Source organism: uncultured Xylophilus sp. (assembly GCA_913776965.1).
GTDB lineage: Bacteria > Pseudomonadota > Gammaproteobacteria > Burkholderiales > Burkholderiaceae_C > Xylophilus.
The window spans coordinates 1-14248 of the sequence record CAJYQL010000035.1; the positions used below are offsets into that span (position 1 = coordinate 1).

The 14248-nt window shown below is 71.4% G+C and carries 14 protein-coding genes; 8 read left to right on the top strand and 6 right to left on the bottom strand.

From position 1 onward, the window contains the following. The first annotated feature begins 61 nt into the window (after window positions 1-61). From QZ500_RS05915 to QZ500_RS05930, 4 genes are read left to right on the top strand one after another with little or no spacing between them, the layout of a single operon-like run. Complete coding sequence (locus QZ500_RS05915) at window positions 62-2344, top strand: NAD(+) synthase (RefSeq protein ID WP_295852182.1); 2283 nt, start codon at window positions 62-64, stop codon at window positions 2342-2344. Between the two features lie 38 nt (window positions 2345-2382). Further along, a complete protein-coding gene (locus QZ500_RS05920; protein ID WP_295852136.1) occupies window positions 2383-2697 on the top strand; it encodes a nucleotidyltransferase domain-containing protein in 315 nt (104 codons plus the stop codon). Then, on the top strand, window positions 2697-3050 hold the full coding sequence (locus QZ500_RS05925) for a HepT-like ribonuclease domain-containing protein (protein WP_295852139.1): 354 nt from the start codon (window positions 2697-2699) through the stop codon (window positions 3048-3050). Before QZ500_RS05920 ends, QZ500_RS05925 begins: the two co-directional genes overlap by 1 nt. A gap of 25 nt (window positions 3051-3075) precedes the next feature. Next, a complete protein-coding gene (locus QZ500_RS05930; protein ID WP_295852143.1) occupies window positions 3076-3753 on the top strand; it encodes a glutathione S-transferase in 678 nt (225 codons plus the stop codon). On the opposite strand, the gene QZ500_RS05935 is transcribed toward QZ500_RS05930, so the two are convergent. The 4 genes from QZ500_RS05935 to QZ500_RS05950 form a co-directional block, all read right to left on the bottom strand. Next, complete coding sequence (locus QZ500_RS05935; RefSeq protein ID WP_295852146.1) at window positions 3738-4691, bottom strand: alpha/beta hydrolase; 954 nt, start codon at window positions 4689-4691, stop codon at window positions 3738-3740. The two genes, QZ500_RS05930 and QZ500_RS05935, sit on opposite strands and share 16 nt — an antisense overlap. 299 nt (window positions 4692-4990) lie before the next feature. Next, window positions 4991-5176 (bottom strand): hypothetical protein, encoded by a 186-nt coding sequence (locus QZ500_RS05940; protein WP_295852154.1) that lies wholly within the window; start codon window positions 5174-5176, stop codon window positions 4991-4993. Between the two features lie 39 nt (window positions 5177-5215). Further along, window positions 5216-6217, bottom strand: coding sequence for a tripartite tricarboxylate transporter substrate binding protein (locus QZ500_RS05945; protein ID WP_295852159.1), 1002 nt, complete (start codon window positions 6215-6217; stop codon window positions 5216-5218). Next, a complete protein-coding gene (locus tag QZ500_RS05950; protein WP_295852162.1) occupies window positions 6214-9207 on the bottom strand; it encodes a DNA topoisomerase III in 2994 nt (997 codons plus the stop codon). Before QZ500_RS05950 ends, QZ500_RS05945 begins: the two co-directional genes overlap by 4 nt. Before the next feature lie 100 nt (window positions 9208-9307). On the opposite strand from QZ500_RS05950, the gene QZ500_RS05955 reads away from it, so the two are divergent. The 4 genes from QZ500_RS05955 (at window position 9308) to QZ500_RS05970 (ending at window position 12321) form a co-directional block, all read left to right on the top strand. Continuing rightward, window positions 9308-9796 (top strand): SET domain-containing protein-lysine N-methyltransferase, encoded by a 489-nt coding sequence (locus QZ500_RS05955; RefSeq protein WP_295852165.1) that lies wholly within the window; start codon window positions 9308-9310, stop codon window positions 9794-9796. Continuing rightward, window positions 9793-10593, top strand: a complete 801-nt coding sequence (locus QZ500_RS05960) for a biotin--[acetyl-CoA-carboxylase] ligase (RefSeq protein ID WP_295852168.1) — start codon at window positions 9793-9795, stop codon at window positions 10591-10593. The genes QZ500_RS05955 and QZ500_RS05960 overlap by 4 nt, the downstream gene beginning before the upstream one ends. 12 nt (window positions 10594-10605) lie before the next feature. Next, a complete protein-coding gene (locus QZ500_RS05965; RefSeq protein WP_295852170.1) occupies window positions 10606-11268 on the top strand; it encodes an SPOR domain-containing protein in 663 nt (220 codons plus the stop codon). Window positions 11269-11424: 156 nt separating this feature from the next. Further along, window positions 11425-12321: an amino acid ABC transporter substrate-binding protein gene (locus QZ500_RS05970; RefSeq protein ID WP_295852173.1), complete on the top strand. Its 897-nt coding sequence runs from the start codon at window positions 11425-11427 to the stop codon at window positions 12319-12321. Between the two features lie 31 nt (window positions 12322-12352). Here the strand turns inward: QZ500_RS05970 and QZ500_RS05975 are convergent, their stop codons facing one another. Together QZ500_RS05975 and QZ500_RS05980 are read right to left on the bottom strand one after the other, a co-directional pair. Beyond that, window positions 12353-13807: a sensor histidine kinase gene (locus QZ500_RS05975; protein ID WP_295852176.1), complete on the bottom strand. Its 1455-nt coding sequence runs from the start codon at window positions 13805-13807 to the stop codon at window positions 12353-12355. A gap of 85 nt (window positions 13808-13892) precedes the next feature. After that, a partial coding sequence (locus QZ500_RS05980) for a response regulator transcription factor (RefSeq protein WP_295852180.1) occupies window positions 13893-14248 on the bottom strand: 356 nt, incomplete at its 5' end.

Consider the following 14248-nt stretch of genomic DNA (forward strand, 5'->3'; position numbering starts at 1 on the left):
TTCTTCCTCTCCCGCCTTCGCCTCCGCCGCTGGCGCCGCCGCCGGCGCCGTCACGCCGGCCCTGGCCGCCCTCCCGTTCGCCAACCCCTCCCGCCACGGCTTCGCCCGCCTGTCCGTCGCGGTGCCGCGCAACCGGGTCGCCGACCTGGTGTTCAACGCCGGCCAGACCATCGACCTGTACCGCCAAGCCGTCGCACAGGGCGCCGTCGTGGTCGCCTTCCCCGAACTGGGCCTGTCGGCCTACACCTGCGACGACCTGTTCCACCAGGCCGCGCTGCTCGATGCCTGCGAGGCCGCGCTGCAGCGGGTGATCGATGCCTCGCGCGAGATCCCGGCGGTGGCGATCGTCGGACTGCCGCTGCGGGTGGACCACCGGCTGTTCAACTGCGCGGCGCTGGTCGCCGGCGGCCGGCTGCTCGGCGTGCAGCCCAAGACGTACCTGCCCAACTACGGCGAGTTCTACGAAGCCCGCCAGTTCGACGGCGCGGGCAGCGCGCTCGCCACCGAGATCGACCTCTGCGGCCAGCGGGTGCCCTTCGGCACCGACCTGGTGTTCGCCGCGCGCCAGCTGCCGCTCCTGAAGATCCACGTCGAGATCTGCGAGGACGTCTGGGTGCCGATCCCGCCCAGCAGCTATGCGGCGCTGGCCGGTGCCACCGTGCTGGTCAACCTGTCGGCCTCCAACATCACCATCGGCAAGGCCGACTACCGGCACCGGTTGGTCGGCATCCAGTCGGCGCGCTGCCTGGCGGCGTACCTGTATTCGTCCGCCGGCATCGGCGAATCGACCACCGACCTGGCCTGGGACGGCCAGGCGCTGATCTACGAAAGCGGCGAGCTGCTCGCCGAGAGCGAGCGGTTCTCCAACGCCTCGCACATCATCTGCGCCGATGCCGACCTGGAGCGCGTCTCCCGCGAGCGCATGCGCCAGGGCACCTACGGCGATTCGGTCGAGAAGCACCGCGCCGCGCTCGCCGGCTGGCGCACGGTGGACTTCGACCTTCCGGTGCCGCAGACGGTGCCCGGCGGCCTGCTGCGGAAGGTCGAGCGCTTCCCCTACGTGCCGGCCGACGCCGCACGGCGCGACGAGCGCTGCCGCGAGACCTTCAACATCCAGGTGCAGGCGCTGGTGCAGCGGCTGGAGGCGAGCCGGATCGACAAGGTGGTGATCGGCGTATCGGGCGGGCTCGACTCGACCCATGCGCTGCTGGTGCTGGCCCAGGCGATGGACCGCCTGCAGCTGCCGCGCAGCCACATCCTGGGCTTCACCATGCCGGGCTTCGCGACCAGCGGCCGCACGCTCGCGCAGTCGCACCGGCTGATGGCGGCCATCGGCTGCACCGCCCGCGAGATCGACATCCGGCCGAGCTGCCTCCAGATGCTGGCCGACCTGGGCCACCCTGCGGGACGTGGCGAGCCGGTCTACGACATCACCTTCGAGAACGTGCAGGCCGGCGAGCGCACCAGCCACCTGTTCCGGCTCGCCAACTTCCACGGCGCGATCGTGGCGGGCACCGGCGACCTGTCGGAACTGGCGCTCGGCTGGTGCACCTACGGCGTGGGCGATCACATGTCGCACTACAACGTGAACGCCTCGGTGCCCAAGACGCTGGTCAAGCACCTGGTCAACTGGGTCGCCGGCACCGGCATGCTGGGCGACGACGGCAGCGCGGTGCTGCGCGCCATCCTGGAAACCGAGGTCAGCCCCGAGCTGGTGCCGACCGGCGACGCGGCCGCGCTGTTGCAAGGAAAATCGGCCTCCAGCGCAGGTGGGACGGGCGCAGGCAGCTATACAAACGATAGCGAATCGGCACGCGGGCCTGGCGATACGGCCCACGCCCCGGCCGCCGCGGATGCCGACGCCGGCACCGCCCCGGCCGGCGACGTGGAGCCCGGCCGCGCGGACGCGCCCGGGGCGCAGGCCGGCGCGGCGGCGAACACGCCAACCACGGCCGCCGACCAGCCCGGCCAGAAGACCGAGGACACCATCGGCCCCTACGAGCTGCAGGACTTCCACCTCTACTACACGCTGCGCTACGGCTTCCGCCCGAGCAAGGTCGCCTTCCTGTCGCACACCGCCTGGCACGACCGCACCGCCGGCCGCTGGCCCGAGGACCTGCACGGCGGCCGCAACCAGTACACCCTGGCCGAGGTGAAAAAGCACCTGCGCACCTTCTGCTGGCGCTTCTTCCAGACCAGCCAGTTCAAACGCTCCTGCGTGCCCAACGGTCCGAAGGTCGGCTCCGGCGGCTCGCTCTCCCCGCGTGGCGACTGGCGCGCGCCGAGCGACTCCGAATCGGCGGTGTGGATCGCAGACCTGGAGAACGTGCCGGACGAGGCGTGAAACCCTGTCCCTGGAAACCTGCGCCGTATCATTCGCCGATGGACATCGCTCCCGCCCTGCGCGACCGGATCGCCGCCATCTGCCGCCGCTACGGCGTGCACCGGCTGCAGCTGTTCGGATCGGCGGCAGTCGGTGCCGACACCGCCGACAGCGACGTCGACCTGCTGGTCGAATTCCTGCCGGGCCAGGCACCCGGCGGCTTCGCGCTCATCGATCTGCAGGACGAACTGTCGGCTGCTTTCGCAGGGCGCCGGATCGACCTCGCGTTCCCGTCGGTCCTGCAGAACCCGTGGCGGCGTCGCAGCATCGAGCCGCAGCTGCGGGCCCAGCCGCCGCTCTTCGGGGAACCCTGATGGACCGCACGCCGGCGCATCTGGCCGACATGCTGGCCTTCGTGCGCGAACTGCGGGGATTCGCTGCGCACCATACGGCGGCTTCGTTCACGGCGGACCGCATTCTGTGCCTGGCGACCGAGAAGCTGTTCATCAATCTGGGCGAGGCCGCCGGCCGGATCGAACCCACCGTCGCCGTGACCCTGCCCGGCGTGCCCTGGCGGCAGATCATCGGCCTGCGCAACATCCTGGCGCACGGCTACGAGCAGGTGACGCACGAGGTGCTGTTCCGCACGATCGAGACCGAGCTGCCGGGTCTGGAGGATGTCCTGTCCCGCCACGTCGCGGCGCAGTCGCCGGCTCGACCGGCCTGAGCCTGAAGCCCCGTAGCATCCGCCCATGACCACCTTCACCATCCACCACCTCGAGAACTCCCGCTCCCAGCGGGTGCTCTGGCTGTTCGAGGAACTCGGCCTGCCCTACACCGTGGTGCGCTACCGGCGCGACCCGAAGACGATGCTGGCGCCGCCGGAGCTGCGGGCGATCCATCCGCTCGGCAAGTCGCCGGTGGTGACGACCGACGGCGGGCTGGTGCTGGCCGAATCGGGCGCGATCGTGGAGACGGTGGTCGAGCGCTTCGGCGGCGGCCGGCTGGCGCCGCCGGCCGGGTCGGACGCGGCGCTGCGCTGGCGCTACTGGCTGCATTTCGCCGAGGGCTCGGCGATGCCGCCGCTGCTGCTGACGCTGGTGCTGCACCGGATCGAGACGGCGCCGATGCCGTTCTTCGTGAAGCCGGTGGCGCGCGGCATCGCCCGCAAGGTGCGCGACGGGTTCGTGGCGCCCAACCTCGCGGCGCAGCTCGATTTCATGGAGGCCGAACTCGGCCGCGACGGCTGGTTCGCCGGCCCGGACTTCAGCGCGGCGGACATCCAGATGAGCTTCCCGGTCGAGGCCGCGCGCGCCCGCGGCGGGCTCGACGACCGCCGTCCGCGGCTGATGGACTGGCTCAAGCGCATCCACGATCGGCCGGCCTACCGGCGGGCGCTGGAAGTGGGCGGGCCCTACACGCTCGGCTGAAACGCCGGAATGGTCGACGACGGGCCCGATGCCGGGCCGTTGTCGCGCGCCGCCTGCGCGGCCGGGCCGAAGAAGGCGAGCATCCGCGCATTCACCTCGTCCGGCGCATCGTTCTGCACCCAGTGCGTGGCGTTCGGGATGTGGTGCACCCGGCCCCGGTCGCACAGCGCGATGCCGGCTTCGGCGAGGCCCGGCTCCAGCGCCACGTCGCGGTCGCCCCAGACCAGCTCCAGCGGCACGGTGACCCGCCCGGCGCGGGCCGCGGCGCCGCGCGACAGCGGCATCGCCCGGTACCAGTTCAGCATCGCGGTCAGCGCGCCCGGCTGCGCCCAGGCGGCGCGGTAGCGGGCGATGTCGGCCGCGGAGAACGCGTCGCGCTTGCGCCGGCCGCCGGCGAGCGCCCGGGCCATGGTGCGGAAGCCGTCGGCCGCCAGCCCGCGCTCGGGCAGCCAGGGCAGCTGGAAGAAGCCGATGTACCAGCTGCGCCGCAGTTGCGACGGATGGGTCAGCGCATAGCGGAACAGCGTCGCCGGATGCGGCGCGTTGAACACCATCGCGCGGCGAACGCGCTCGGGGTTGCGGCCGGCCAGGTGCCAGGCGACCACGCCGCCCCAGTCGTGGCCGGCAAGGGCGAAGCGCCGGTGGCCGAGCGCCTCGGCGATCGCCAGCACGTCGTCGGCGAGGGTGTCGATGCGGTAGGCGCCGCGGCCGCGCGGCTTGTCCGACAGGTTGTAGCCGCGTTGGTCGGGCACTGCCACCCGCCATCCGGCCGCCGCGAGCGGGCCGATCTGCCGGCGCCAGCTGTACCAGAACTCGGGAAAGCCGTGCAGCAGCACCAGCAGCGGCCCGTCGGCCGGCCCGGCGAGCGCGACGTGGAAGCGCAGGCCGCCGGCATTCACGAAGCGGTGGTCGAGGGCGTCGGCGGCGTCAGGCGGCATGGCGGTGGCAGCGGAGGGAGGGCGGGGCGCCCGGACCGGCGGGCGGTGCAGGTGGGATGTGCCAGTCTCCCACGGCGATATTTTCGTGGCCCAAAATGGCTGTCGCGCAGGTGCCATCTGCGCTAGGCGCTATGAAAAGAGGAGCGTGCAACATTGCGCAGACCACGCAGACCACGCAGACCACGCAGACCACGCAGGCCACGCAGACCACGCAGGCCACGCAGGCCACGCAGGCCACGCAGGCCCAGTAGGCGGCGCAGCCCACGCGCCGGTCCGCACTCAGACCGGCGCGGCAGCGCTCAGCGCGTGCGCGTGACCGCCGCGTCCACGTCGCCGAACACCGTCACGCCGCCGCTGCCGGCGCCTGTGCTCGTCGAGGACCCCGCGCCCCGGCCCCCGCCGAGCGGTGTGCAGGCGCCGAGGCCTACGACGCAGCACAGCGCCAGCAGCCACGACGCGGCGGATCGACGGACGGGATGGCGCATGGCGGCTCTCCGGTGAAAGGGGACGACAAAGGGACAGGATCAGTCGGCGGTAGCGCCCGAGCGCTTCACCGCGCCGCTCCACTTGCGGATCTCGCTGGCGATGAAGGCGTCGAACTCCGGCCCGGTGGTCGGCGCCGGCACCGAGCCGCGCTCGGTGATGTAGCGGGCCATCGACTCGCTGCGCAGGATGTCGGTCACCTCGCGATTCAGGCGCGCGGCGATGTCCGCCGGCAGCCCGGCCGGTGCCATCAGGCCGAGCCAGCCCACCGCCTCGAAGTCCTTCAGCGCCGGGATGCCCGACTCGCGCACCGCCGGCACGTCCGGGATCTGCGGCGAGCGGGTGGCCGAGGTGACCGCCAGCGGCACCGCGCGCTTCGACTGGATCAGCTGCAGTGCGGCCGTCACCGAATCCACCATCAGCGGCACCTGGTTGCCCAGGAAGTCCGCCTGCGCCGGGCCGCTGCCGCGGTAGGGGATGTGGGTGATGAAGGTGCCGGTGGCGGCCTTCAGCATCTCGGCCGACAGGTGCTGGGTACCGCCGATGCCGGCGCTCGCGTAGTTGAGCCGGCCGGGCTCGGCCTTCGCGCGCTTCACCAGGTCGGCGATCGAGCCGATGCCCGAAGCCGGCGTCGCCAAGAACACCAACGGCACCTTGGCGATCAGCGAAATGCCGGTCAGGTCCTTCAGCGGGTCGTAGTTCAGTTTTTTGTAGAGCGTCTGGTTGACCGCCATCGCGCTGCCGGCGACCAGCAGGGTGTAGCCGTCGGGCGCGGCGCGGGCCACCTGCTCGGTGCCGATGTTGCTGCCGCCGCCGGCCTTGTTCTCGACCACCACCGGCTGGCCGAGCCGCTTGCCGAGCTGCTCGGCGAGGGCGCGGGCGAAGATGTCGGTCGCCTGGCCGGGCGGGAAGGGCACCACCAGCCGGACCGGCTTCTCGGGCCAGGCGGCGGCGCGGGCGGGCAGGGCGGCCGTCAGCGCCAGGCCGAGGCCGAGGGCGCCGGCCTGCAGCAGGGCGCGTCGTGCGGTGGGGCGGGCCGTCATGCCTGCTTCTCCAGGTGCTGGCCGACGATGCCGGCGATCTCGAACATCGTGGCCTGCGGCTTGCCGAAGACGGCGCGCAGCTTGTCGTCGGCATTGATGGTGCGCTTGTCCTTCGCGTCCTGCAGGCCGTGGGCCTTGATGTAGTCCCAGAGCTTCTTCACCACCTCGGTGCGGGCGAGCGGCTCGCTTCCGCCGATCACCGCGGCCAGCGCAGGGCTCGGCACCAGGCCGTTGCCGGGCGTGGCCTTGCGCGGCGCCTTGGGCTTCGGTGCGGCCGCCGTCTTGGTGGCGACCTTGGCCGCGGGTTTGGATGCTTTTGCGGCCTTGGCGCCCGCCGTGCCTGCGCGGGCAGCTACGGTTTTGGTAGCAGGCGCGCCGGCGGTGGTCTTCTTCGGCGGGAACTTGGAGGCGCGCGGTTCGAAGGCGAAGTTCACCTTGCCGGCCTCCGCGTCCCAGCTCAGGAAGGCCTTGAACGGCCGGCGCGTCTTGTTGCTGATGAACTTGTCGAGCAGGTCGGTCTTGCCGGTGGCCAGCAGCTTCTTCATCTGCTCGCGGTCGATCGGCTGCTGCAGGATCACCTTGCCGACCTTGAAGTTGCTGGTCGGCGTCGGGTGCGCCGTGGTCGGCACCGCGCGTTCGCTCACGTAGTTGCTGCCGTGCTCGTAGACCAGGCCGTCGTCGCAGGGGGACTTGCCGAGCGGCTCCTGGCCGGTGAAGTCGACGATCTCGCCGCTCTCCTCGGCGTTCCTGTCGTCGCCGAAGTCGAACTCCAGCTTCCAGTTCTTCACCTCGTCGTCGTACTTCAGCTGGATCTCCGAGGTGAACGGCCAGCCGGCCTTGGAGCGGAAGCCCTCCAGCGGGCCGATCCGGTGGTCGCGCAGCAGCGCCTCGGCCTCGGCCATCTCGAAGGTACGGCCGGCGGGCGACTTGCCGAAGGAGAAGCCGCAGCCCTCGCCGCTGCCGGCGGCGGGGCCGGTGCAGCTGTAGCGGCGGTAGTTTTCCTTCACCACGCCGCCGCAGTTGGGGCAGGGCGTCTGCAGCGTCGCGTAGTCGCCGGGCACCGTGTCGCGGTCGTACTCCTTCGCCTTCTGGACGATGTGCCGGGTCATCTCGGCGATCTGCGCCATGAAGGCGTCGCGCGAGAGTTCGCCCTTCTCCATCTGGGCGAGCTTGTATTCCCAGTCGCCGGTCAGCGCCGCCTTGGAGAGTTCCTCCACGCCGAGGCCGCGCAGCAGCGTCATCAGCTGGAACGCCTTGGCGGTCGGGATCAGCTCGCGGCCGTCGCGCAGGATGTACTTCTCGGCGATCAGGCCTTCGATGATCGCGGCGCGGGTGGCCGGGGTACCCAGGCCCTTCTCCTGCATCGCCTCGCGCAGCTCGTCGTCGTCGATCGTCTTGCCCGCGCCTTCCATCGCACCGAGCAGCGTGGCTTCGGAATAGCGGGCCGGCGGCTTGGTCTTGAGCGCCTTGGCATCGACCGCGGCGGCCAGCGGCTTTTCGCCGGGCGCCACCGGCACGAGGGTCTTGCCGTCCTTGTCGCCGTCCTTGGTTTCGTCGGCGGCTTCCTTGCCGTAGATCGCGAGCCAGCCGGGCTTGACCAGCACCTTGCCGTCGGAGCGGAAGGCGTATTTTTTTCCGTCGTTCTCCACGGTGCTGGTGCGCACCGTGACCTGGAATTCGGCGCTCGGGAAGAACACCGCCATGAAGCGCCGCACCACGAAGTCGTAGAGCTTCTGCTCGGCGTCGCTCAAACCGCTCGGCGCCTGCAGCGTCGGGATGATCGCGAAGTGGTCCGACACCTTGGCGTTGTCGAAGATGCGCTTGCTGGGCTTGACGTAGTTCTGGTCGATCGCCTGCTGCGCATAGGGCGCCAGGTGGCGCATGCCGCTGGTCGCGAGCATCGCGAAGGTCTGTTTGGCGACCGGCAGGTAGTCCTCGGGCAGGGCGCGGGAGTCGGTCCGCGGGTAGGTGAGCGCCTTGTGGCGCTCGTACAGGCTCTGGGCCAGGGCCAGCGTGGTCTTGGCCGAGAAGCCGAAGCGGCTGTTGGCCTCGCGCTGCAGGCTGGTCAGGTCGAACAGCAGCGGGCTGGCCTGGGTGGTGGGCCGGCTTTCCTCGGTGACGATGGCGGGCTTGCCGCGGGCCGCGTCGGCGATGGCTTTCGCCTCGCGCTCGCTCCACACGCGGTCGGCGCGCTGCTCGGGGTCGGGCACGCCGTCGGGGCCGGGCGGCGGTTTTTTCCAGGCCGGGTCGAAGTACTTGCCGGGATAGTCGCCCGCCTGCGCTTTGAGGTTGGCGTGCACCTCCCAGTAGTCGCGGCTGACGAACTTGCGGATCTTTTCCTCGCGCTCCACCACCACCGAGAGGGTCGGCGTCTGCACCCGGCCGACGGTGGTGAGGAAGAAGCCGCCGTCGCGGGAATTGAAGGCGGTCATCGCCCGGGTGCCGTTGATGCCGACCAGCCAGTCGGCCTCCGAGCGCGAACGCGCGGCATCGGCCAGGCCCTGCATCTGCTGCTCGCTGCGCAGCTTCTGGAAGCCCTCACGGATCGCCTCGGGCGTCATCGACTGCAACCAGAGCCGCTTCACCGGCTTGCCGAGCGTCTGCTTCGCGCCGCCGGCGTACTGCTCGATCAGGCGGAAGATCAGCTCGCCCTCGCGGCCCGCGTCGCAGGCGTTGACGATGTCGGTCACGTCCTTGCGCTTGGCCTGCTTCACCACCGCGTTCAGGCGGCTCTTGGTCTTGTCGACCGGCTTCAGGTCGAAGTGCGGCGGGATCACCGGCAGGTTGGCGAAGCTCCACTTGCCGCGCTTGACGTCGAATTCCTCCGGCGCCTGGATCTCCACCAGGTGGCCGACCGCGCTGGTCACCACGTAGCGGTCGTTCTCGAAATGGTCTTCGTGCTTGTCGAACTTGCCGGCCACCGGCGTGAGTGCACGCACGATGTCCTGGGCCACGGAGGGCTTCTCGGCAATGACGAGGGTCTTGGTCATCTGTCGGTCGGGGTTGTGGGTCTGTCTATCTAGAATCCGGTCCTCGCGCACACGCATGCATGCGCGCAGGTGCTTTTTTCAAACTAACAGAAGTTCGGCCATGCCCACAACCGCCCCTGCTGCTGCTGCCACCGGCCGCCGCATCCAGACCCGCCGCTCCGGCGTGCACGGCAAGGGCGTGTTCGCGATGCAGCCGATCGCCGAGGGCGAGACGGTCATCGAGTACGTGGGCGAGGTGATCAGCTGGGACGAGGCGCAGGACCGCCATCCGCACGATCCGGCGGACCCGAACCACACCTTCTATTTCCATGTCGATGCCGACCGGGTGATCGACGCCAACGTGGGCGGCAATTCGGCGCGCTGGATCAACCACGCCTGCGACCCGAACTGCTTCGCCGACGAGGTGGACGGCCGGATCTTCATCAAAGCGCTGCGCGACATCGCCCCCGGCGAGGAACTGAACTACGACTACGGCCTGATCCTCGAGGAGCGCTACACCAGGAAGCTCAAGGCCGAGTACCCCTGCTGGTGCGGCGCGGACAACTGCCGCGGCACGCTGCTCGCGCCCAAGCGGGGCTTCCGCCGATGAGCGCCGGGCTGCCGCCGTCGCCGCTGCGCTGGCCGGCTGAGGCGGTCTGGCAGCAGGTGGTGCCGGCGCTGCCCGATTTTTCGGTGGAGATCCTGCCCGAGGTCGATTCCACCAACACCGAACTGATGCGCCGCGCGCGCGCCGGCCGGACCGAGCCGGTGCTGCTGGTCGCCGAGCGCCAGACCGCCGGCCGGGGCCGCCTGGGCCGCGACTGGCAGAGCGCGCCGGGCAGTGCGCTCACCTTCTCGCTCGGGCTGCCGATGGCGCCGGCGGACTGGTCGGGCCTGTCGCTGGTGGCGGGCGTCGCGATCGCCGAGGCGCTGCATCCCGACCTGGGCCTGAAATGGCCGAACGACCTCTGGTGGCAGGACCGCAAGCTCGGCGGCATCCTGGTCGAGACGGCGGTCGCCGGTGCCGCGGCGCCGCGCTATCTGGTGGTCGGCTGCGGTCTCAACATCGTGGCGCCGGCGGCCGACGGCCTGCGCACGCCGCCGGCCGGGCTGCGGCAGCTGCTGCCGGGCATCGGCGCTCCGGAGGTGCTGGGCGCGGTCGCGCCGGCGCTGGTGCAGGCGCTGCTCGCTTTTGCCACGACGGGGTTCGGTGCGTGGCAGGCCCGCTTCGCCGCCCGCGACGTGCTGCGCGGCCGCGCGGTGGTGCTGAGCGACGGCCGCAGCGGCACCGCCGACGGCGTGGCGCCCGACGGTGCGCTGCGGCTGCGCGGCACCGACGGCGGCTGCGAGACGATCCACAGTTCCGAGGTGAGCGTGCGCCCGGCCATGCCGGCGCAGCCCGCCTGAGGGCCGACCGCCATGCTGCGCGCCCTGGTGCTGCTGCTGGTGCTGGCCAACGGTGCCTACTACGCCTGGTCGCACGGGGCGCTCGGCGGCTGGGGCGCGGAGCCGGCGTCGCAGGCCGAGCCGCAGCGCATCGCCCAGCAGATCCGCCCCGAGGCGCTGCGCGTCCTGACCGCCGACGAGGCCCGTCGCAGCGCGGCCGCCCCGCCGCCCGCGCCGCCGTCCGAGGGCGAATGCCTGCAGGCGTCGCTGTTCGGCGAGGCCGAGGCGGCGGTGCTGCGCGAGCGCGCCACTGCGCTGCTGCCGGTCGGCAGCTGGCAGCTGGTGCCGGGCGGCACGCCGGCGCGCTGGATCGTCTACATGGGCCGCTACGCCGACGAGGACCTGCTCGCCCGCAAGCGCGCCGAGCTGCGCGCCCGTCGGGTGTCGTTCGAGACGCCGGCCAGCGCGGCGCTGCAGCCGGGCCTTTCGCTCGGCAGCTTCCCGAGCCAGAAGGCCGCCGAGGAAGCGCTGGTCGATCTGTCGCGCCGCGGCGTGCGCACCGCCCGGGTGGTGCAGGAGCGCGCCGCGCTGCAGGGCCAGGTGCTGCGCCTGCCGGCGGTGGACGACGCGCTGCGTCCGGCACTGGCCGCCCTGGCGCCGGCCCTCGCCGGCCGGGCGCTGCGCCCCTGCGCCTGACACGCGCCGGCCTGCTTGTCCGCCTGCTGGCATTCTTTTTGCGCATGACCTGCGGCGGTGCGCCGCATGCCGCGGTGCGTTGCGGTCACCGCGCCGTCACAGTCGCACCGCTTCCCGTCGCCCGTCACCGTCCGTTGTCCATCGCAAAGGCCGACCATGCATCCATCGTTTCTCCGTGCGGCGCTCGCACTCGCCGGCCTGCTGGCCGGCGCCACGGCCACCGCCGGCCAGCTCGACCGGATCCGCGAGACCCAGCAGATCGTGCTGGCCCACCGCGAGGCGTCGGTCCCGTTTTCGTACGTCGGACCCGGCGGCGCACCGGTGGGCTATGCCCTGGACCTGTGCCTGAAGATCGTCGAGGCGGTGCGCAAGGAGCTCGGCCTGCGCACGCTCGACGTGCGCTACGCGCCGGTCAGTTCGGCCAACCGGATCGCTGCGATCGCCGAGGGCCGGGCGGCGCTGGAGTGCGGCTCCACCACCAACAATGCCGAGCGACGTCGGCAGGTGGCGTTCACGATCCCGCACTTCATCTCCACCTCGCGGCTCCTGGTGCGCACTGCCGACAACCTCGCCACCCTGGGGGACTTGGCGCGCAAGCGGGTGGCCGTCACCGCCGGCACCACCACCGTGCCGGTGCTGCGCCGCCTCGACAACGAGCAGGACCTGAAGCTGCAGATCACCGAGATGCGCGACCATGCCGAAGCCTTCGCCGCGCTGGAAGGAAACCGCACCGACGCCTTCGCGCTCGACGACGTGCTGCTCTACGGCCTGCGCGCCAATGCGGCGGACCCGAAGGCCTTCGCAGTGATCGGCAAGCCGATGACGGTCGAGCCCTACGCGATCATGCTGCCGAAGGACGACCCGGCCTTCAAGAAGGTGGTGGACCAGGAGATGCGCCGCCTGATCCAGACCGGCGAGGCCCAGCGCATCTATGCCCGCTGGTTCCAGCAGCCGATCCCGCCGAAGAACATCACGCTCGACCTGCCGATGCCCGCGCTGCTGCGCGATGCCTTCCGGTTCCCGAGCGACCGGGTCGGCGATCTGAGCGACTGAAGGGCGCCTGCTGCGGCCCCCGGCCGCAGGCTCAGGCCGCGGCGGGCAGCGTGAAGCGAATCGTGCAGCGGGTGCCGGCCGGCGTCTGGCCGGGGTGCGCGTCGTCGAGCGCCACCGCCGCGCCGTGCAGCCGGGCGATCTCGCGCACGATCGGCAGGCCCAGGCCCGAGCCGTCCACGCCGGTGCCGAGCACCCGGTAGAACGGCTCGAACACCAGCGCGCGTTCGCTCTCGGGGATGCCCGGGCCCGAATCCTCCACCTGCAACAGGATCACCCGGCCGAACGGATCGGGCAGCACCCGCGCGGTGATGATGCCCGGCCGGTCGTCGCTGGACGGGGTGTAGGCGATCGCGTTGTCCACCAGGTTGCGCACCATTTCCTGCAGCAGCGTCGGATGGCCCTCGACCCGCACGCCGGGGGTGCCCGGCGCCGCGCCGTCGTAGCCCAGGTCGATGCGCTTCTCGAGCGCCCGCGGCACCGAGTCGCGCACTACCGCGATGGTCAGTTCCGCCAGGTCGCAGGACTGCGTCGCGAAGGCGGCGCCGCTGCCCTCGGCGCGCGCCAGCGCCAGCAGCTGGTTGACGGTGTGCGTCGCACGCACGCTCGCCAGGCCGATCTGCTGCAGCGACTGTTTCAGTTCCTCGGTACTGGTGCCTTCGCGCTGGGCCAGGTCGGCCTGCATGCGCAGGCCGGCCAGCGGCGTCTTCAGCTGGTGCGCGGCGTCGGCCAGGAAGCGTTTCTGGGTGGCGACCGAATCCTGCAGCCGCGCGAGCAGCCCGTTGACCGAGCTGACCAGCGGCGCCACCTCCATCGGCACCGTCTTGTCGTCGAGCGGGCTCAGGTCGTCGGGCGACCGGGCGCGGATGCGCGCCTCCAGCTGCGACAGCGGCTTGATGCCGCGCGCCAGCGCCAGCCACACCAGCAGCACCGCCAGCGGCAGGATCGCGAACTGCGGCAGCATCACGCCCTTGATGATTTCGGCGGCCAGCACCGAGCGCTTCTCGCGCGTCTCGGCCACCTGCACCAGCACCTGGGCCTGCGGCAGGCCGGGCGCCGGCGGCGTGAAGCGCACCCAGGTGGAGGCGACCCGCACGTCCAGGCCGCGCAGTTCGTCGTCGCGCAGCCGGACCTCGCCGGTGGCCGGGCGGGTTTCCTCGACCGGCACCGGCAGGTCGCGGTCGCCGGCGATGAATTCGCCGCCGGTGCCGCGCACCTGGTAGAAGACCGTGTCGGCGTCGTCGGCGCGCAGCAGCTCGCTCGCCGGCTGCGGCAGGTTGAACTGCACCCGGCCCTGCTGCACCGACACCAGCTGCGCCAGCGCCTGCACGTTGTATTCGAGCGCCCGGTCGAACGGCTTGTTGGCCAGGCCCTGCGCCACCAGCCAGGTCAGCGCCAGACTGATCGGCCAGAGCAGCAGCAGCGGCGTGAGCATCCAGTCGAGGATCTCGCCGAAGAGCGAGCGCTGCTGGCGTCGGAAGAGTTTCATGGGGAAATCGGCACTGTGCGCCCGTCCCACCTGCGCGGGCAGCTATGCATTCGATAGCGTTCCGCGGTGGGTGCCGGGCAGGCGGTCAGCCGGGGATCTTCTCGAGGCAGTAGCCCAGCCCGCGCACGGTGGCGATGCGGATCGGGCCCTTCTCGATCTTCTTGCGAAGGCGATGGATGTACACCTCGATGGCGTTCGTGGACACTTCTTCACCCCATTCGCAAAGGCGCTCGACGAGCTGGTCCTTGCTGACCAGCCTGCCGACGCGCTGCAGCAGCACTTCCAGCAGGCCGAGTTCGCGCGCCGACAACTCCACCATGCGCCCGTCGATCGTGGCCACCCGGCCCGCCTGGTCGTATTCCAGCGGACCGTGCCGGATCGAGCTGCTCGTGGCCCCGGTGCCGCGGCGCGTGAGCGCACGCACCCGAGCCTCGAGCTCCT